At 72.4% G+C, this 19,928-nt stretch carries 12 protein-coding genes; 5 read left to right on the top strand and 7 right to left on the bottom strand.

What is annotated here, in order from left to right; translation table 11 throughout:
- Positions 1-2: 2 nt before the first annotated feature.
- On the top strand, positions 3-1,868 hold the full coding sequence (locus VF139_19715; protein ID HEX6853634.1) for a protein kinase: 1,866 nt from the start codon (positions 3-5) through the stop codon (positions 1,866-1,868).
- 140 nt (positions 1,869-2,008) lie between these two features.
- Complete coding sequence (locus tag VF139_19710) at positions 2,009-4,447, top strand: serine/threonine-protein kinase (GenBank protein ID HEX6853633.1); 2,439 nt, start codon at positions 2,009-2,011, stop codon at positions 4,445-4,447.
- Here the strand turns inward: VF139_19710 and VF139_19705 are convergent.
- The 4 genes from VF139_19705 to pepF are packed head-to-tail and all read right to left on the bottom strand — an operon-like array spanning position 4,444 to position 11,212.
- Positions 4,444-7,770, bottom strand: coding sequence for an AAA family ATPase (locus tag VF139_19705; GenBank protein ID HEX6853632.1), 3,327 nt, complete (start codon positions 7,768-7,770; stop codon positions 4,444-4,446). The genes VF139_19710 and VF139_19705 overlap by 4 nt on opposite strands.
- A complete protein-coding gene (locus VF139_19700; protein HEX6853631.1) occupies positions 7,767-8,969 on the bottom strand; it encodes a TCR/Tet family MFS transporter in 1,203 nt (400 codons plus the stop codon). The genes VF139_19705 and VF139_19700 overlap by 4 nt, the downstream gene beginning before the upstream one ends.
- A gap of 35 nt (positions 8,970-9,004) precedes the next feature.
- Complete coding sequence (locus tag VF139_19695) at positions 9,005-9,313, bottom strand: hypothetical protein (protein ID HEX6853630.1); 309 nt, start codon at positions 9,311-9,313, stop codon at positions 9,005-9,007.
- A gap of 33 nt (positions 9,314-9,346) precedes the next feature.
- Complete coding sequence (gene pepF, locus VF139_19690) at positions 9,347-11,212, bottom strand: oligoendopeptidase F (protein ID HEX6853629.1); 1,866 nt, start codon at positions 11,210-11,212, stop codon at positions 9,347-9,349.
- 48 nt (positions 11,213-11,260) lie between these two features.
- Between pepF and VF139_19685 the strand changes: the two genes are divergently transcribed.
- Entirely contained in the window at positions 11,261-11,491 is a 231-nt protein-coding gene (locus tag VF139_19685) for a sulfurtransferase TusA family protein (protein HEX6853628.1), read from the top strand.
- Here VF139_19685 and VF139_19680 read toward each other — a convergent pair.
- Positions 11,432-12,676 (bottom strand): PLP-dependent aspartate aminotransferase family protein, encoded by a 1,245-nt coding sequence (locus tag VF139_19680; protein HEX6853627.1) that lies wholly within the window; start codon positions 12,674-12,676, stop codon positions 11,432-11,434. The two genes, VF139_19685 and VF139_19680, sit on opposite strands and share 60 nt — an antisense overlap.
- Before the next feature lie 61 nt (positions 12,677-12,737).
- Positions 12,738-15,467, bottom strand: coding sequence for a DUF748 domain-containing protein (locus tag VF139_19675; protein ID HEX6853626.1), 2,730 nt, complete (start codon positions 15,465-15,467; stop codon positions 12,738-12,740).
- A 52-nt stretch (positions 15,468-15,519) separates the two neighbouring features.
- On the opposite strand from VF139_19675, the gene VF139_19670 reads away from it, so the two are divergent.
- The gene (locus tag VF139_19670) at positions 15,520-17,337 is read left to right on the top strand and encodes a hypothetical protein (GenBank protein HEX6853625.1); all 1,818 of its coding nucleotides are present in this window, start codon (positions 15,520-15,522) and stop codon (positions 17,335-17,337) included.
- Entirely contained in the window at positions 17,334-17,900 is a 567-nt protein-coding gene (locus VF139_19665) for a hypothetical protein (GenBank protein ID HEX6853624.1), read from the top strand. The genes VF139_19670 and VF139_19665 overlap by 4 nt, the downstream gene beginning before the upstream one ends.
- A 3-nt stretch (positions 17,901-17,903) precedes the next feature.
- Here the strand turns inward: VF139_19665 and VF139_19660 are convergent, their stop codons facing one another.
- Entirely contained in the window at positions 17,904-19,868 is a 1,965-nt protein-coding gene (locus VF139_19660; GenBank protein HEX6853623.1) for a M28 family peptidase, read from the bottom strand.
- Positions 19,869-19,928: the final 60 nt, after the last annotated feature.

The raw sequence follows: 19,928 nt of genomic DNA, 5'->3' as shown, positions 1-19,928 counted from the left end.
CCATGACCGAGGCGTCCGCCCCCGACCGAATCGGGCCGTTCGCCATCCGCGCCGAGATCGGACGCGGGGCGATGGGGGTCGTGTACGAGGCCGAGCAGGACGAGCCTCGCAGGATCGTCGCGCTCAAGGTCCTGCGCGCGGGAGCGATCGCGGGGGACACGGCACTCGCGCTGTTCCGGCGGGAGATCCGCGCGCTCGCGCGGCTCGACCACCCCGGGATCGCGACCCTGTACGCCTCCGGCCGAACCGACGACGGGCTCCCCTGGTTCGCCATGGAGCGCGTCCGCGGCGCCGCGCTGGACGTGTGGCTTCGCGGGCGCGAGCTCGGCATCCCGGACCGGCTGCGCCTGTTCCTCGAGATCGCGGAGGCCGTCGCGACCGCCCACGACCGCGGCGTGCTGCATCGCGACCTCAAGCCGTCGAACATCGTCGTCGCCGGCGACCCGCCGCACGCGAAGGTCCTCGACTTCGGCCTCGCGCGGATCGTCGACGCCGAGGGCGCGGACGCGACCGCCGCGACGGAGTTCGGCTCGGTGCGCGGGACGCTCGAGTACATGAGCCCGGAGCAGATGGCCGGCGATCCCGACGCACTCGACGGCCGCGTCGACGTCTACGCCCTCGGGGTGCTGCTCTACGAGATGCTGCTGGGCGAGCACCCGCTCGACCTCAGGGATGCGCCGGCCTACGACGTCCCGCGTCGCATCCTGGAGGAACCCCCGAAGTCCATCGCGCGCCGGCTCGACGGCGACCTCTCGACGATCGTGCTCAAGGCGCTCGAGAAGGACCGGGAGCGAAGGTACGTCGGCGTCCGGGCGCTCGCCGACGACGTCGGGCGTTACCTCGCCGGCGAGCCCATCGCCGCACGCCCGCCGAGCGCCGCGTATCAGCTCCGCAAGCTCGTCCTTCGCCACAAGGGGCCGTTCGCGGCGCTCGCCGCGGGGATCGTGCTGCTCGCGGGGTTCGGGATCGCGATGGCGATGCTCGCCGGCCGCCTCGCCGCCGAGCGCGACCGCGCGAACGCCGAGGCGGAGTCGGCCCGGGCGAACGCCGCGGCGTTCACGGGCGTCCTCCTCCGACGGCTTCCCGGGTGGGGTTACTCGCGCCTCGACGATCCGGCGATGGTGGCCGCGGTGGTCGACGAGATCGACCGGCAATGGAAAGGCGACCCGCTGCGAAAGGTCGAGTTGCTGCAGTCCGCCGGGCTCGCCGTGTACGAGGCGGGCGCGCGCGACGCGGGGATCCGCCTGCTCGAGCGGGCCGACCGCGCCGAGCGGGAGCTGCTCGAACGCGGAGCGGTCCCGGAGTCCGCGCGGATCCTCGGAGAGTTGTACGTCGTCGCGGGCCGACCGGCGCAGGCCGAGCCGCTGTTCCGGGAGATCCTGGACCGACTCCGGGCGTCCCCGACCCCGCCGCAGCCCCGCGCCCTCGGCTACGCGAAGGAGAACCTCGGGACGGCGCTCCGGGACGTCGGCCGGCTCGACGAGGCGGAAGCGTTGCTCCGCGACGCGCTCCGGCTCTACGAGAGCGAGCCGATCCCGAACCCCGAGTTCATCGCCTCGGCGTACGACAGCCTCGGGAACCTCCACCTCGCCCGGAACGACTTCGACGCCGCCGAGCGGGACCACCGCCGGGCGCTGGCGATCCGCGAGGGACACAACGACCCGAACAACGCCCGAACGCTGCGGAGCAGCCACTTCGTGGGCCTCGCGCTCGCCCGCGGCGGGAAGTGCGGGGAGGCCGCGCCGTTGCTCCGACGGGTCCTGGCCCGCCGCGAGCTCACCCTGGGCCCCGACCATCCGGACACGATCGCCACGCGGGATGCGCTCGCCCTCTGCTCCACGGATGGAGAGGTCGCTCTCGTCCGGTAGAGTCCTTCCCCGCCGAAATCCCGATTCACGCCTCCGACTCCGCGCCGCGCCGATCGCCGCGGCGCCCCCCCGGCGTCCGCTTCCCGTTCAGGTCGATCCGCCGGACCGTGTAGGATCCACGCTTTCGACGGGGGATCCGGATGGCGAACGACCGCTCCGACGACGACCTGACGCGAAGCCGCGCCGGAGATCCCGCTCCGCCCCACCCGGCGGAGGGCCATCCGGACCGGATCGGCGACTACCGCATCCTCGGCGTGCTCGGCCGCGGCGGCATGGGCGTCGTCTACGAGGCGGAGCAGGATTCCCCAGGCCGCGTCGTCGCGCTGAAGGTCCTGCGCGGCGACGTCGCCGTCGACGATCTGCACGTGATGCTCTTCCGGCGCGAGGTCGAGGTCCTCGCCCGGCTCGAGCATCCGATGATCGCGAGACTCTACGCATCGGGGCGCACCCCGGAAGGGCGCCACTACTTCGCGATGGAGCTCGTACGCGGGGAGACCCTCTCCGAATCCCTCCGACGTCACGAGGGGCCGCTCGGTCCCTCGGAGGTTCGCCGGCGGCTCGGACTCCTCGCGGAGATCGCCGAGGCGGTCCACTACGCGCACCAGCGCGGGGTGGTCCACCGCGACCTGAAGCCCTCGAACCTGATCGTCCCGGCGGGCGAGGCGGGAGCGACGCGCGTCAAGATCCTCGACTTCGGCCTCGCGCGGATCACCGACGGCGACGTCCTCGCGACGCAGCTGAGCGAGGTCGGCGCGATCCGGGGGACGCTCTCGTACATGAGCCCCGAGCAGGCGCGCGGCCGCCCCGAGGCCGTCGATCTGCGCACGGACGTCTACTCCCTCGGCGTGATCCTGTACGTGATGCTGACGGGGATCCTCCCGCACGACCTCTCGTCCCTCACCGTCGTGGATGCCCTGCGGGTGATCGAGCAGGCGCGCCCGCGCCCGCTCCGCGAGGTGTGGAAGGGGACGGGGCGCATCGACGAGGACCTGGAGACGATCGTCGCCAAGGCGCTCGAGAAGGACCCGAACGACCGCTACGGGAGCGCCGCCGCGCTCGCGGAGGACCTGCGGCGGTGGCTTTGCTTCGAGCCGATCCTCGCCCGGCCGCCGAGCACCCTCTACCAGATCCGCAAGCTCGTCCGGCGCAATCCCCTCCCCGCCGCCTTCGCCGCGACGCTCGTGGTCCTTCTCGTCGCCTTCGCGGGAACGATGGCGTGGCAGGCGCGCCGGATCGCCGCCGAGCGCGACCGGGCGCAGTCCGAGGCCGACAAGGCGGCGGCGATCAACCGGTTCCTGCAGGAGACCCTGGAGGCCCCGAACCCGTACATCGAGGGAGGCGAGCGCAAGGTCACCGTCCTCGAGGCGCTCGAGCGTTCCCTCGGCCGCATCGAGAAGGACTTCGCCTCCCAGCCGATCGTCGAGGCGGCGGTCCGCGAGACGATCGCCATCAGCTTCCACAACGTCGGGGAGTTCGAGCCCGTCGAGCCGCTCCTGCGCCGCGTCATCGAGCTGCGCACCGAACATCTCGGCCCGACCGACCCGGAGACCGCGAAGGCGTGGGGACGCCTCAGCCGGTTCCTCCACACGGTCGGCCGTTACGACGAGGCGATCGAGGCCGCGAAGAAGGCGGTCGCGGCGCAGCGCGCTTCCGGAGACCCCCCGGGCGAGGCGCTCGCCGAACGGCTCACGGAGCTCGGGTGGGCGGTCTACTTCTCCGGGCGTCCCGAGGAAGCCCTGCCGCCCGCCGAGGAGGCGGTCGCGCTCGCCCGTGCCGCGTCGCAGACCCCCACCTCGATCCTCGGGGAGGGCCTCCGGCTCCTCGCCGACGTTCGCGGAGCGCAGGGCAAGCTCGAGGAGGCCGAGGTCCTGGCGACCGAGTCGGTGGAGGCGTACCGGGCGGCCGTCGGACCCGACAACCCGCTCGTGGACCAGTCCCGGAATTCCCTGGGCATCATCCTGATGCAGCGCGGGGAATTCGACCGCGCGGAGCGGGCGTACCTCGAGATCCTGGAGAACACCAAGCGCCGCTTCGGCGACCGCCATCCGCAGGTCGCGCTCGTCCTCGAGAACCTCGGCAACGTCCAGTTCCGGGCAGGACGCCCGGAGAAGACGATCGAGATCCTCCGCGAGGTCGCGGCGATCCGGCGCGAAGCGCTCGGCCCGACCGATCCCGCCGTCGGGCGGACACTCGCCAACCTCGGCGCGGTCCTCCGCCGCCAGGGGCGACTCGAGGAGGCGGAGGCTGCGCTTCGCGAGGGGGTGACGCTCATGCGCGCCGGGATCGGCGATCACCCGGACGTCGCGCACGTCCTGGGGACGCTCGGGCTCGTGCTGGGCGCGCGGGGAGATGCCGCCGGGGCCGAGGCCGCCCTGCGCGACGCGCTGCGCATCCGGGCCGCGGCGCTCGGGGAGGATCACCGCCAGACCGCGTCGACGCGCATCGACCTCGGCCTGCAGCTGCTCTCCCGCCGGCCGGACGAGGCGCGGGCCCTGCTGAAGCGCGGAGTCGATACGCTCGCCCCCGCGGCCGGCGAGGAAGATCCCCGCGTCAAGGCGGCGAGGAAGGCGCTCGGCTAACCCGACCGCGCGTCGGCGGCGGCGATCAGGTCGAAGTCCCCGGCGAGCACCCTGTCGAGCTTCCCGCTCCGCCATCCCGCAACGACGTCGCGGACCAAGGGAGACGGCAGCTCGCGGTAGCGTCGCACGATCGAAGGCGCCCCCGCGCCCGCGGCGTCGAGAACGGCGCGGCCGTCGGCGGGACCGTCGGGCTGCGGGACCACCCTCACGCGGGCGATCGCGCGTCGCTCGCCCCGGCCCTCCCCTTCGGGAATCTCGAGCACGTGGAGGCCGGCTTCGCGAGAAAGGGTCGAGAAGGCGCCGTGCCCCGCGACGCCGAACGCGGCCCGGAACACCCCGTCGGTCGCCGGCGCGGGGAGATCCTCGACCTGGATCCCGCGCCGATCCGCCCAGGCGCGGTACATGGCGGCCACGCGCGCGGCGAAGGCGTTCGAATCCCGGGACGGCGAGCCCGCGTCCCCCCAGGCCTCGACGGCGACGAACGCGTCGGAGGGCCGGTCCTCGATCGCGTCGTGGACGGCGAGATCCAGAAGGTGCAGCTGCATCGCCAGCCGGCCGACGAGGTCGCGCGGAGCGCGCTCCCGGGACTCGAGCCGTTCGAGCAGCGACCCCGCGGCCCGCACGCCGCTCTCGATGCGGTCGAGCTGCTCGATCCGGCCGAGCAGCGCGAACCGGTCGGGGGACTCCCAGAACGCGGGTTCGCGCATCCGCGACAACGCGTCCCCCTTCGCGGCGTGGATCGCCTCCGCGTCGAGAAGCTCCTCGAGGCGCGCATGCGCACGCGCGAGGGCGGCGATCTCCGCCGCCGTCCCGGCGGGGGCGACGGCGATGCGCGCCGGGGAGCGGTCGGTGCCGGCCGGGGCGTCGGCCGGCGCCGCGGGCGCCGCCGGGTCCGGCGCGTCGGGGTCGATGAACTCGACGACGAGCCTTCCCTGCTCGGCCTTCACGAACAGGAACTGGTCCCCCTCCGGCACGCGATGCTCCACGATCGTCAATGCGAGCGGCGCGAGGAGGTGCCGCTCCACCGAGCGTTTCAGCGGGCGCGCGCCGAGATCGGCGGTGAAGCCGCGCTCGAGCAGCAGGTCGAGCGCGCCGGCGTCGAACTCGACGGCCCAGGCCCGCTGCCTGAGGCCGCGCCGCTCGAACGCCTCGGTGAGCTCCTTGCGGAGGATGTCGCGCATCGTCTCCCGCGCGAGCGGCCGGAAGACCACGATGCGGTCGAGCCGGTTGAGGAACTCCTTCCGGAAGCTCTTCTCCACCGTCTTGAGCACCGTCGACGGCGAGAAGCGCCCCGTCGCGTCCAGGAACCCCAGCGACGCCCCGCTGGGGATCGCGGCGCCGAGATTGGACGTGAGGATCACGATCGCGTTGCGGAAGTCCGCCGTCGCGCCCTGCCGGTCCGTGAGGCGGCCGTCGTCGAAGACCTGCAGGAACAGGTCCCAGACCTTCTCGTGCGCCTTCTCGACCTCGTCGAGGAGGATCACCGAGAACGGCTCCTTGCGGATGCGGTCGACCAGCGCCGCCCCCGTCCTTCCCGCGTCCGCATCCGACTCCCCGAGGAGCCGGTTGAGCGACTCGGGCCCCTGGAACTCGCTCATGTCCAGCCGGATCATCCGGTCGGGGGAGCCGAAGAGGAATCGCGCGAGGGTCTTCGCGATCTCGGTCTTTCCCGTCCCCGTCGGCCCCGCGAACAGGAAGACGCCGAGCGGACGCTTCGGATCGGTCACCCCCGCCTTGACCATCGCCACGCGCTCGACGAGGCAGTCCACCGCCTCGGGCTGCCCGAGCACGTGCCGTTCGAACATCGCCCGCAGCGACGCGACGTCGAGCCCCGCCCGGGGATCGAGGATCGTCGCGGGAAGTCCGGTCAGCCGGCCGAGGGTATCGACGAGATCCCCGAGGGTGATCGTCGCGGGCCGCTCGCCGCCCGCGGAGAGGCGCGCGAGCGTGCGCTCGAGCAGCTCCAGGACGTTCCCCGGCGCGGCCCGGTCCCCCCGGTACTGCTGCGCGAGCTGCCAGGCTTCGTGTCGCGTCGCGTCGTCGACGAGCGCCTCGGCTCCCGGCCGCGCGCGCTGCGACGACCACGCCGTGACGAGGTCGAGCGTCGCGGCGGACGAGGTGGGCTCGATCCTCACGACCTCGAAGGCCGCGGGGACGCGCGAGGCGGATTGCACGACGCGTTCGTACCCCGACGGCGAGGTCTCTCCCAGGACGACGATCTCCCCCTTGTCCACGTGCGGGAGGATCATGTCGAGCAGACTGGCCGGGCCGTAACGGTGCCGCCCCGCGAGCGTGAGCATGTGGAACCCCGGGACGTACCACAGGACCGGCCTTCCCCGGAGCTTCGCGACGAGATCGCGGACGCGCTCCTCGAGCTCCCCCAGATACGACATCCCCGCGAGGAGGTCGGTCGCCTGGGTCTCGAAAACGGTCCAGTCGCGCGCGAGCAGCGCCTCCGCCGCGCGCCGCGCGACCGCGGACTTCCCGACGCCGTGTTCGCCGACGAGAAGGACCGATCGGCTCGGGTGCGCGAGGATGGACGCGAGCACGCTCGACGTCGCCTGCGCGAGCCCCGCGTGCTCGACGAGCGGCTCCCCCTCGCCGGCGGTCCAGAGCCGCCCGATCGAGGCCAGGAACTCGCGGTCGATGCTGCGGACGCGCCACGCGGCAATCTCCGCCGCCACCGGTCCGGCGAGCTCGCCGGGCAGGCGCTCCAGGATCGAGCCGAGCGTCGTCGCCGACGCGTCGTTGAGCCCCTCCACCAGCGTCCCGAGGGTCGGCGGCTCGCCGGCCGCCTCCCGGGTGGCGAGGAACTCCCGGAGGAACTGGAGGTTCGCGGGGAACAGCCACGAATCGTTCAGCCGCATCAGGAGGCGTCCGACGATCGGCTCCCCGCCGACGGGGCTCTTCGCGGCGAGCAGGCGCAAGGAGAAGTACCGGTTCCAGGGGTTGAAGTCGTTGATCCCGGCGAGGACCGCCGGACGCACGTCGACGTCGTCGGCGCGCGCGCACAGCGCCTCGAGGGCGAGGCACGCGATCACGGCGTTGTCGCCGGCGTAGTACCCCAGCAGCGTCTCGGCCGACCACGACGGTCCGCGGAGCAGGTCGACGCCGCGGCGGAAACCGGGATTGTCCAGGAGGTCCTTCGGGTGCGCCGACGCCTGGAAGAACGGCACGAGCTCCCCCGCGATCCGGTAGAGCGTCGCGGCCGCGTCCGGAGCCTGGGGCGACGGAGCGGGAACGGCGCGGCCCCCGCGTCGTCCGAGCAGGTACGCGCATACCAGCAGCGCCGCGATCAGCCCGACCGGGATCAGCGCGCTCATCGAGGCACCTCCCCGCGGGTGACCGCGACCGCCAGCGGGATCGCTCCCAGGAGAAGGAACGCCGCGAGCAGGAACGCCGCCCCCGGGAGGTGGAGATCCGCGCGGGCTCCGATGAAGGCCGCGAAGGTGAGCGTGAACATGCCGGGCCCGATGAGACCCGTGATGCCGAGGATGCTCGTGTTCGCCCCCTGGAGGTGACCCTGCTGCGACGGGTCGACCCGCCTCGTCATGATCCCCTGTGCCGCGGGGCCGTACAAGCCCATGAACGCGAAGACGGGGAGCGACGCCCAGAACCACCCTCCGGTCGGGGCGAGGCCGAACGCGGCCATCCCGGCGGCCCCCGCCGCGAGGCCGCACATCAGGGTGCGGCGCTCGCCCAGCCACGCCACGATCGGACGAACGAGCGCTCCCTGCACCACCATGCTCCCCACTCCCACGAGGGCGAGCGTCAGCCCCACCGTCCTCTCGTTCCATGCGTACCGGTACCCCGCGTAGAGGACGAAGACGCTCGGCAGCACCTGGTGCGCGAGCTGGTACAGGAAGTTCACCGAAGCGAGGCCGAGCAGCTCCCGGTGCGAGCCGAGCAGGCGCAGGGTTCCGATCGGGTTCGCGCGGGACCAGTCGAACGGGCGGCGGCGGTCGGCGGGGAGCGACTCGGGGAGCACGAACAGCCCCCAGCTCGCATTGGCCAGGGTCAGCCCCGCCGCGACCCAGAACGGAAGCCGGGGGTGCGCGGAGCCGAGGATGCCGCCGAGCGCCGGCCCGAGGACGAAGCCGAGCCCGAAGGCGGCGCCGATCATCCCGAACCCGGCGGCGCGCCGCTCGGGGGGCGTCACGTCGGCGATGTACGCCGACGCCGCCGAAAAGCTCGCCCCGGTGATCCCCGAGATCACCCGCCCCGCGAACAACCACCCGAGGTTCGGGGCGAGCGCCATCAGCACGTAGTCGAACCCGAGCCCGAAGTTCGAGGCCAGGATCACGGGGCGGCGCCCGAAGCGGTCGGAGAGGACGCCCATCACGGGCGAGAAGACGAACTGCATCGCCGCCCAGGCGGTCCCGAAGACCCCGTACATCTCCGCCGCGCTCGCGGTGTCGCCGCCGAGGAACCCCTCGACCAGCCGCGGCAGGACGGGGATCACGACGCCCATCGCGAGCACGTCGAGGACCACGGTGACGAAGATGAAGGCGGTCGCGCCCATTCGGCGCAGTCTAGCGCCTCAGCGCGACCGTGCCGTCAGGCCTCCCGGCGCTTCGTCACGCGCATCGGCTCGCCGCCCTTGTTCCCCGCGGGATGGACGACCACCGGCTGCGGGTAGCCGTGGGGGATCTCGTGCGGCCCGTGGCCGCCACCCGGGTCGTGGTGCGTGTGCACCGATTCCCCGGCGAAGTCGATGAGCCCCTCGTGGACGAAGCGGCAGAACGCGGGACCCGCCGCGGCCTCGTCGGAGACGTGGCCGCGGCCGTGGGGCGCGAGGTGGAGGATCTTGCCGCTGCCGAGCGGGACGCGGAGAGGATGGGACGTCAGATTCAGGATGGCTTTCATGGTGCGGCCTCCTGAGCGGGACCCGACGCCAGTCTAGCGCGTTCCCGCCCCCTTGCGGGCCAGGATCGCCTCCATCTCGTCCATCACCTTGTTCATCTCGCGCATCGCCGCCTGGAACGGCCCGGGGGTCGCGAGGTCGACCCCGGCGTCCTTCAGCATGTCGTAGGCGTATTTCGACGAACCCGCGGACAACATCGCGATGTACGCGTCGCGGCGCGCCGTCGAGGGTTTCGGACCCCGCATCTCGTCGCGGATCCCGTCGGCGAGAGAGACGGAGGCGACGACGCTCGTCGCGTACTGATAGACGTAGAAGTTGTAGTAGAAGTGCGGGATGTAGGCCCACTCCGCGGCGAAGAGCTCGTCGACGTTGCAGACGCCGGCGTCGTGCCCGTAGAACTCGCGCAGGAGCGTCAGGTAGAGCTTCGAGAGCGCCTCGCCGGTCAGGGGGGCGCCCTTCTCCGCCATCTCGTGCGCGCGCAGCTCGAACTCGGCGAACAGTCCCTGCCGGAACAGCGTGGTGCGCAGCCCGTCGAGCTGGCTCCCGAGCAGGAACAGCCGCTCGTCGTCGGATTTCGCCTTGTCGAGCATCGTGTGGACGAGCAGATTCTCGTTGAGGGTCGAGGCGACCTCGGCGATGAAGATCGGATAGTCGTGCGTCGCGTACGGCTGCGTCCTGTCGGCGAAATACGAGTGCATCGAGTGCCCCGCCTCGTGCGCGAGCGTCGAGACCTCCTCGTAGAGGCCGGTGAAGTTCTGAAGCTGGAACGGGTGCAGGCCGTAGACGCTGGTGCTGTAGGCCCCCGAGCGCTTGCCGGTCTTCGGGAACCAGTCGACCCAGCCGGTCTCGAACCCGGTCTTCAACCCGGCGACGTAGTCCTTCCCGAGGGGGGCGACGGCCTCGAGCGTCAGCGCCTCCGCCTCCTCGGGGGAGAAGGTCCGGTCGTAGCTCCCGACGATCGGGGCGTACAGGTCCTCGTAGCCCAGCCGGTCCACGCCCATCATCCTCTGGCGCAACTTCAGGTAGCGGTGCAGCGTCGGCAGGTTCGCGTGCAGGTCGGACAGCAGCTGCGTGTACGCCTTCGTGGGGATGTTGTCCGAGAAGAGCGACGCCTCGAGCGAGGAGGCGAACTTCCTCGTCCTCGCCTGGAAGACGTGCGCCTGCACCTGCGCGTTGAGCGACGTGCCGAGGGTCCGCGTGAACCCGGAGTAGGTCGTCCAGAACGCGCGGAAGACCTTCAGGCGATCGTCGCGGTTGGAGACGGCCCGGTACTTCGTGTACGCCGCCGCGTCGAGACGGACCTTCTCCCCGCTCGAGAGGACGACCTCGGGGTACGGAAGCTCCGCGTTGGTGAAGACGTCGCGGATCGACTGGCCGGAATCGGCCATGATCGCGGTCTCGGCGACGATCTTCTCCGATGCCGCATCGAGGGTGTGCGGCGCGCGCCGGAGGATGTCCTCGAGCGGCTGCCGGTAAGGGGCGAGGCGCTTGTCCGAAGCGACGAGGGCGCGGATCTTCTCCGCTCCCGCGGCGAGGATCTCCGGACGGACCCACGCCATGGCCGACGCGAACCGGGTGCGCGCCTCCTGCGCCTCCAGGTTCATCTGCTGCGAGCGGCCCACGCGCGTGTCGAGGTCGTAGCGCATGTTCGCGTAGATCCCGACCTGCGTGAACCTGCGGTCGAGGTCGTACGCGAGGGAGATGCAGCGGTGCAGGTCGTCGGCCGACGCCGCGATTTTGCCCTTGCAGGCCTCGAGCTTCGGGAGATCGGCGAGCGCCCCCTGCTTGGCCTCGGTCCAGGCCTGCTCCGACGGGTAGATCTCGTCGAGGTTCCAGCTTCGGCCGTCGGCGAGCGCGGGCAACGCCGCGGAGAGCAGTGCGGTGGCGAGAAGGCGCTTCATCGTCGTTCCTCCGGCCGCGCAGGGTAGCGCCGATGTTAAGGTCCGCGCATGTCCGTCGAGATCCTCGACACGCGGGGGCTCCGGTGCCCCGTGCCCGCGAACCGGACCCGCGATCGCCTGAAGGCGCTGGCGCCGGGGACGGAGCTCACGGTCCTCGGGGACGACCCGCTCTTCGTGCTCGACGTGAGGGCGCTGCTCGACAGGGAAGGGCACGTCTACCTAGGGCACCGGGACGCCGACGGGGGCGGCATCGCGCTCACCCTGCGGAAGTCCGGCTGACGCCCGGATCAGCGCCCGGTCGAGGTCCTCCTCGAGGTCCTCGACCCCTTCGCACCCCACGGAGAGGCGGATCAGGTCGTCCGTGATCCCCGCCGCTTCGCGCTCCTCCCGCGGGACCGCGCGGTGCGTCATCGACGCCGGGTGCTCGAGCAGGGTCTCGAGGCCGCCGAGGGAGACGGCGAGGGTCGCGAGGCGAACGCCGTCGCAGACCGCCTTCGCGGCTTCGAAGCCGCCGCGAACCCCGAAGGAGATCATCGCCCCCGGCCCCGCCATCTGGCGACGCGCGAGGTCGGCCTGGGGATGGGAGGCGAGACCCGGGTAGGACACCCACGTCACCGCGGGGTGCTTCTCGAGCCAGGGGGCGAGTCGTTCCGCGGTGCGCTGCGCGCGATCCACCCGGAGCGCGAGGGTGCGGATCCCGCGAAGGACGAGCCACGCCTGGTGCGGATCCATGGTCCCGCCGAGGCTGCGCAGGTACGCGCCGATCTCGGCGTGGAGCGTCGCGGTCGAGCTGACGACGATCCCGGCGACGACGTCGCTGTGGCCGTTGAGGTACTTCGTCATGCTGTGGATCACGACGTCCGCGCCGAACCGGAACGGCTTCTGGAGGATCGGCGAGCAGAAGGTGTTGTCCACGACGAGGAGCGCCCCCGCCCCCCGCGCGATCGCCGCGCACCCCGCGAGGTCGGTCAGCTTGATGGTCGGGTTCGCGGGGGTCTCGACGAAGACGATCCGCGTCGTCGGCCGGATCGCGGCCCGCACCGCCTCGAGGTCCTCGCTCGGAACCCAGGTCGAGACGATCCCGAACTTCGCGAGCTGCTTTTCGAGGAGCAGCCGGGTCGGGCCGTACACGGCGTCGGTGCCGACGACGTGGTCGCCGCTCTTCAGGAGCGCGAGGAACACCGTGGAGACCGCCGCCATCCCCGTCGCGGTCGCGAGCGCGTCGTGCCCCCCCTCGAGCTCGGCGACGCAGCGCTCGAGGGCGCGCGTCGTCGGGTTCCCCAGCCGCGTGTACTTGTACCCCGGGTCGGTCCCCGCGAACCGTGCCGCCCCCTCGTCGGCGTCGCGGAAGGCGAAGGTCGACGACTGGTAGATCGGCGTCGAGATCGCCCCCGTGGCGGGATCGGGCTCGGCGCCCGCGTGGATGACCTGGGTTCCGGGGTCGGCGTCGCGGGTCGGGTGCATCGGGACCTCCGCGTGGAGGCGAACGGTAACGATCGCGCCCCCGCGAGGCAATCGATGGATGTCAATCGGAGAGGGAGAAGCGCACGCCGGGCTCGGCCTCCGCCGCCCCCGCGAGGCGAACCCTCGACGGGTCGAGCCCGCCCGCCCCCACGAGCCAGTCGCGCACCGCGGTCGCGCGCGCGTCGGCCAGGGAGCGCAGCGTCCCCTCCGCGATCGCGACGGCCGCCAGAGCGTCCGCGGTGGGGGCCGGCTCGGGCGGGAGCGCCGCGCGCCGCAGGGCGGCGAGATCCGCCTCGCCCCCCGCCCCGCCGGAGATCTCCAGGGACAGACCCGGCCGGGCGGCGAGCGCCCCGGCCAGCGACGCGAGCTTCCCCTGCTCCGCCGGGTCGATCGCCGCGACGCCCGGCGCGAAGGCGACGCGATCGAGGCTGCCGGCGTCGTCTCCGCCTCCGAGCCCCGCGAGGAGCTTGAAGGGCGAGGTCGCCGCCTTCTTGAAGACGGTCACGAGCGCGCGAAGGACCACGCGCCGGACCCGGAACTTCGGGTCGTCGAGGCTCCCCTCGATCGGCAGGTCCACCACGATCTTCCCGTCGCCGTCGCGCAGCAGCGCCAGACCCAGCTTCACGGGGAGCTTCGTGGCGTCGGGGCTTGCCGTCTTCTCCCCGAGCTCGAGCGGCAGGAAGGTCGCGACGTTGGTCGCGGTGAGCTTCCGCGAGGCGATGGCGTAGCGCAGATCGAGGTCGAGTTTTCCGCGCGCGATCGTCCAGCCGAGCCATTTCTCGGCGTACGGCCCGAAACGCGTCATCTCGATCCCGCGCGCGGTCACCGTGAAGTCGCTGTTCTCGCCGGCGATGAGGGGATTGATGCGTCCTTCGATCCGGAAGGGGGCGACGCCGTCGAACTTGCCGGTGAACGACGCGTCGCCGCGGGAGAGGTCGTCGGTGGAGATCCGGTCGAGAGTTCCGGCGAGGGAGTCCAGCCGGAAAGTCGCGTCGGGCTCCGTGCGCCTGTCGACGAGGGCGACCGCGGCGTCGCGGATCGTCACGCGACCGATCGTCACGGGGCGCTCGAGGGCGGGGGCGTCCACGGTGGGCTCGACGACCGGCGTCTCCGGCTCGGGGGCGTCGGCCTCCTCGTCCACGCGTCCCTCCGGGGGGGCGACCGGAACACGCAACACGTCGGCGAGGTTGGTCCGGCCGTCCTCCCGCACGACCACGCGCAGGCCCGGCCCGGCGATCGTGATCGACTTCAGCGCGAGCGACGGCGGATCGGCGGTGAAGGCCACGCCCGCCAGCGCGACGCCCTTCCACCGGAGGAACTCCTCCGTCGTGGCCGCGTCGAGGGCGCGCAGGCCGTCGAGGGCGAGGTCGCCGCGGTATTCGAAGACCGCCTGCTCCGGCTTCCCGAAGTCGAAGGTCACCTCCCCCGCTCCCGAAGCCGTCCCGTCGACGATCCGCAGCGCGTAGGTGTCCTCGAGGTAGGCGTCGAACGGCGCGAGGGGAACCTCCACGAGCGTCGCGCGCGCGGATCCGGCGAGCGCCCGCAGCGCGATTTGCCCCGTCGCCTCCACCGTCCCGCCGTTGTCGAACCCGAGGCGGACGGTCAGGTCGGGGCGGCTCGTCGCGTCCGTCGACGCGTCCTTCGCCTCGACGGAGACGTCCTTCAGATCGACGCCGATCGGCCGCGGGGTCTGAAGGTCCTCGAACCTCGCCGCATATCCCGTGAACGCGACGCGCCCGACGTGCACGGAGAACGGTCGTGCCTCGGGAGCCGGCTTCGCCTCCGCGCGGGGCGCCAGGCGCTCGAGGTTCGTCGTCCCGTCCGCGCCGATCCGGATCAGGAGACGTCCCGCGCTCGACTCCACGGCGGGGATCTCCGCGCGCCGCCCGAACAGGTCGACGCTCGCCCCGGCCACCTTGATCTCGGGGCTCTCGAAGACGGACTCGTCCGAGCCGCGCTCGGTCAGCCGGATCTCGCGCAGCGTGGTCTCGAGCCCCTCGAGGACGAACGCGCGGGACGCCGGGTCGAGGCTCACGCGGTAGCCGGTCTTCAGGTCGAAGCGGGCACGCTTCAGGTCGAACCCGACGGCGTCGGCGAAATACGGGGCGTACCTCGCGACGTCCACCCCTTCGACCTTCAGGTCCCCTTCCGAGCGCAGCGGCGCCATCGCGAGGGTGCCGTCCCAGGCGAGGGTCTCCCCCGACTCGGTCTTCGCCTGGAACGCGTGCCGGCCTCCTTCGCGCCCCTCGGAGCGGAACGCGTCGACCGAGAACGAATACGGTCCCAGGACCTTGCCGAACGCCGGAGCGCGCGTCTCGTCCCGGAAGGCGAGGGTCGCCCCGGCGACGCGGACGCGGTCGATCCGGAGGGGCGCCGGCGGCGAGGTCGGACCGGGGTCCCGCGGGGTCTCCTGCCATCGCTTCGCGATGTCGGTGACGTTGAAGGACCCGTCGGGGCGCTGGACGAGCAGGCCCCGCGCGCCGTCGACCTCGATCGCGTCGAACGCCCACCACCCCGTCAGCCGGTGGAGGATGTCGGCGTTCGCGTAGAGCCGGTCGAATCCTAGGAGGATCTCGCCGCCCGGCTCGACGACCTTCAGGTCGCGCACGGTGACCGAGACGGCGAAGGGGTTGGTCCGCACCTTCGCGATCGAGACGCTCCGTCCCGTGAGCTTCCCGAGGCGGTCGACCGCCACCGATCGGACGATGCCGGGGAGGATGAGAAAGCCGAAGGCGGCGTACAAGCCGACGGCCGCAACCCCCGCCACGACCCCCTTCGCGCGTCGCGTCATCGTGCGCGGAGGATACCGCCGCAAGGGGGGCTCGGGCTATGCTCTGTCGACCATGCTCAAGCAGGTCCTCACCGCACTCTCGCTGCTCGCGTTCGCCCCGGCGGCCTCGGCCCTGCCGCCGGACGCCGACCGCTGGCATGAGCGCTCCACGCCCAACTTCCGCGTGCTCTCCAACGCGCCGGAGCCCGCGAGCCTCGCGCTCGCGATGCGGCTCGAGCGGTTGCGTCACGCGCTCGGGCTGCTGACTCCCGGAGTGCCGCTCCGGACGACCCGGCCGATCGACGTGGTCCTGTTCCGTGACGCCGCCTCGTTCCGGCCGTACTGCCGCCTGTACGCCACCACGAATCCTTCGCGCCCCTCCGCGTTCTATCGCTCCGCGGAGTACAGGGACGTGATCGCGCTCCCCGTGGCCGGCCCCGACGAGATCCCCGTCGACGTCGCGACCTCGGCGTACCTGAGCGACCTCCTGGAATCGGCGTTTCCCCGCGGACCGCGCTGGCTTCGGGAGGGGCTCGCCCAGATCTACGCCAACGCGCGCGTCGAGGGGGACCTGGTCGAGGTGGGACGGCCGATCGGCGCTCACCTGCGGGCCCTCGGGCGGGAGCAGCCGATCCCCGTCGCCGACCTGCTCCGCGCGGTCCGGCCGATCGGACCCGAGCCGAAGATCCTCGGGGACAGCTCGATCTTCCAGGCGGAGTCGTGGGCGCTCGCGGCGTTCCTGCTCGTCGAGCGGGGCGAGCTTCGCGCCCCCACCACGGAGTTCGTCCGCCGCGTCGCCAAGGGCGAGGATCCCGTCGCCGCCTGGACCGCCACCGTCGCGATCGAGCCGTCGCAACTCGACGCGGACCTCGCCGCGTTCGCGCGCAACGAGCGCTTCGCCTTCTACCGGATTCCGGCGACTCCGCCGGCGTTCGACGCCTCGGCCCGGCCGATCGCCCGACCGGAGCTCCTCACGCGGCTGGGCTGGCTGCTCGCGAGCCTCGACCCTGTGAACGCCTCGGAGTCGGAGGCCCACTTCCGGGCCGCGCTGGCCGAGCGGCCGGGTTTCGCCCCCGCGCTCGCCGGGATCGGCTGGCTGCGCAGCCGCGAACGGAAGTACGACGCGGCCGCGCCGGCCTTCGAGGAGGCCCTCGCCGCCGCACCCGCCGACGCGCTCGTCGCGACGATCGCCGCGCGCAACCTCCTCTCCCGCGCGGGCTCCCGCCCGGCGGGGGTGGAGGCCGATGCGACCGCTGCGGTCGACGTCGCCCGCGCCCGCGCGTTGCTCGAGCGCGTGCTCGAGGGCGACCCGGACGACGCCGAGGCCCTCGCGTCGCTCGGAGCCACCTACGTGGCGGGCCCTGGCGACCCCGCGATCGGCATCGCCGCCATCGAGAAGGCGCTCCCCCGGCTCCCCCCCCGCGCGGACGTGTTGCTCAATCTCGTCTCGCTTCGCGCCCGCGCCGGGGATCGCGCCGGCGCGCAGGCGGTCCTCGACGGCCCGATCGCCGCTCTCGACGATCCGTCCGTCGTCGCGACGGGGCGCGAGCGCATGGCGCTCGCCGACTTCCCCGGGATCAACGCGCGGATCGCCTCGGGGGACCTCGAGGGCGCGTTGGCGTTGCTGCGTTCCGGGAGGGACGCGGCGCCCAGCGCGGACATCCGGTCGCGCTTCGACGCGGAGATCGCGCGGATCGAGCCCGTGGCGCGGCGCAACCGGCACGCCGCGCAGTTCAACGACGCGGCGGGGCTCGCCAACCGCGGCGACTGGACGGCGGCGGGCGCCTTGTGCGAGGCGATCCTCGCCGACACCCCCGACGACGAGATTCGGGCCCGCGCCGAGGATCTGCTCGCGCGATCCCGGCGTGCGGCGCCCCCGAGGAAACGATGAGCTACCGCGTCGGGTATTCGATCGACGACCGCTGCGTTCCCTGCAAGCTGATCCGGCGGCACACGATCGTCGCCGTCGCGGGGGACCGGGTGCAGGTCCGCTGCGACTACTGCGCCAGCCTCCACAACTACCGCGGCGGGATCGAATCCTCCCGCGATCCCCTTCCGATCGTCAGCGACCGCGAGATCGTCGCGGCCGAAGGAGCTCCCGACGTGGACGCCGAGAACCTCGAACGCCTGCTCCGCCGCGTGATCCGCGAAGAGTCGGGGCTCACCCCCGTCGCCCCGGCCGACAAGTGGCGCGGAGGCCAGCTCGTCCTCCGTCCCGGCCGCGAGGGACTCCAGGAGAAGGCCTGGCCGATCGAGAGCTTCTTCCAGAAGATCGTCATGATCCGCAACCGCCTGCGCGTGCTCGAGCAGCAGATCAACGCCGCGGACGTTCCCGACGAGCTCAAGGTCAAGCTGCAGGGGTACGTGACCGGGTGTTACGGAACCCTCACGAGCTTCAACGTGTTGTTCGCCGACGAGGCGGACCGGTTCAAGGGGTCGGGGGGATCGGACTGAGCGTCACGGGCACGCCGCGATCGTCCTCGGCGCCGCGTCGCTCCCGCTCCCCCACGTTCCCGACCCGAACGCGTTCTCCCCCCGCACGAGGTACCAGTACCCGGCGCCCGCGCCGGGATCGGGACGCGCGTCGTCCCAGGCCTCGGCGAGGAGATCGTTCGCGCCGCACGAGGCGTCGTGAAGGCCGGTCGTCGGCAACGCGCCGCTCGCCACGTCGTACCGGACGGCCCCCGGGACCGGCGGCCAGGTGAGGCGCGTCGGCGGGCCGGCGAGGAGCGCGACCGGCGCGACCTCCGCGGGTTTCGCCCCCCAGACGACCGACGACGAGACGGTGTAGGCCACGTTCGAGGCGCCGTCGCAGTCGGACGCGTCGATGTAGCGGGCCTGCAGCACGTCCCCTTCGCGCAGGCTCACCTTCCCGTCGCCGTGGACGGCGGGCTCGGCGGTGGTGGCGATCGAGCCCCTGAAGAACATCGAGTTGACGCCGTCCTCGGTGAGCGTCACGGTCTCCGGGCCCGGCTCCGCCGCGCTCCACACCTCGACGGTCAATGTCTGTGCGGAGCCCGGGTTCGTGTTCGGCCCGCGGTCGGCGACGACGAGCCATGCCGGAGCGCCCACGTCGACGGAGGTGTCCCGGAAGGTCACCTTGAACGGCTCCGCGAGCGTCGCGGCGGTCGCGACCGTCGCCCGGATCGTCCCGTAGAAGAAGCTGCGGTTCCCGCAGTTCGGGATCGTGTCGCTGCGCGTGTGGTAGTAGGGGTAGTACCCGGTGTGACCGCAGTACCCCTCGTTGTCGGTGATCCCGCAGATCGCCGGCCACCCGCGCTGCCAGAACGGGTAGTGGTCCGACGCGTTGAGACTCGGGCAGGAGAAGGCGTCCACCACGACCCCCGTGGCGTACTCCTGCGCGCATTGCGCGAAGAGCTCGCCGAGCCACTGCGACGTCGCGTTGTAGTTGACGTCGAGGTTCTCGCCGGCGGGGACGCCGTCCCCCGCCCAGCCGTTCATGTCGAAGTTGAGGACGCCGCGGATGTCCTCGCCCCGCGCCGCCGCGTCGGCGGCGTAGGCCTCGCTCCCGAGCAATCCCAGCTCCTCGCCGGTCACGGTGACGAACTTCACCGTGCTCTTGAACCCCCAGCAGCTCATCACCTTTGCCGACTCGATCACCGTGACCGAACCCGACGCGTTGTCGTCGGCCCCCGGCGCGACCCCCCAATACGGAAGGTCGTCCAGGTGGCCGATCACGAGGTAGACGCGACCGGGGGTGACGCCGCCGCCGTGCGTGCCGACGACGTTCGGGGCGTTGGAGGCGCTGTACGTCTGGAACTGCGACGGCATTCCCATCGCCGCGAACTTCGAGGCGACGTAGTTCGCCGCGTTGGTCGCCCCGGCCGAGCTCGAGTACCGCGAGTTCGTCGGCGGATTGGTGACGAGGTCGGTCCAGTACGCGTCGACGTCGGCGGATGCGACGGCGGCCACCATCTTCTGGATGAGCGGGTTCGGAGCGTCGTTGCCGGCTCGGGACCGGACGGGGGCGTTCGCCGGAAGTTCGAACGGCCGGTGCGGAAGGCGCCCGACGAACACGCGCGCCTCGGGGAGGCGCTCGAGGGGCGCGCCGCGCGGCACGCGGAGCAGGCGCCAGTTCTCCTCCGCCCAGATCTCCGCGCCGAAGCGCCTGAGCGACTCGAGGTCGGAATCGGGACGGATCCCCACCTGGAGGTAGTCCGAGGCCCCCGCGCGATCGTCGAGGACCCGCGCCTGGAACCCCGCCGCGCGGGCGGCCCCAAGCGTGGCCTCGTCCCCTTCGAGGAACAGCGCCCCGAGGGTCTCGTGCACCACCGGCAACCCCGCGGCGCGCAGCCGTGCGAGGTCGTCGCCGGCCCGGCGCTCGAGCCGGATCAGCAGGTCGGACGCGATCGCGGGAACCGCGAGCAGGACCACCGCCGCGGCGGCCAGGGATCGACGCATGGAACACCCCCCGTCTTCGTCCGGCTTCTACCACCGGAGCGCGACGGGGGGTGTTGACCG

This window comes from Candidatus Polarisedimenticolaceae bacterium, from assembly GCA_036376135.1.
Classification (GTDB): Bacteria; Acidobacteriota; Polarisedimenticolia; order Polarisedimenticolales; family DASRJG01; genus DASVAW01.
This window is presented reverse-complemented; position numbering and strand designations above follow the sequence as displayed.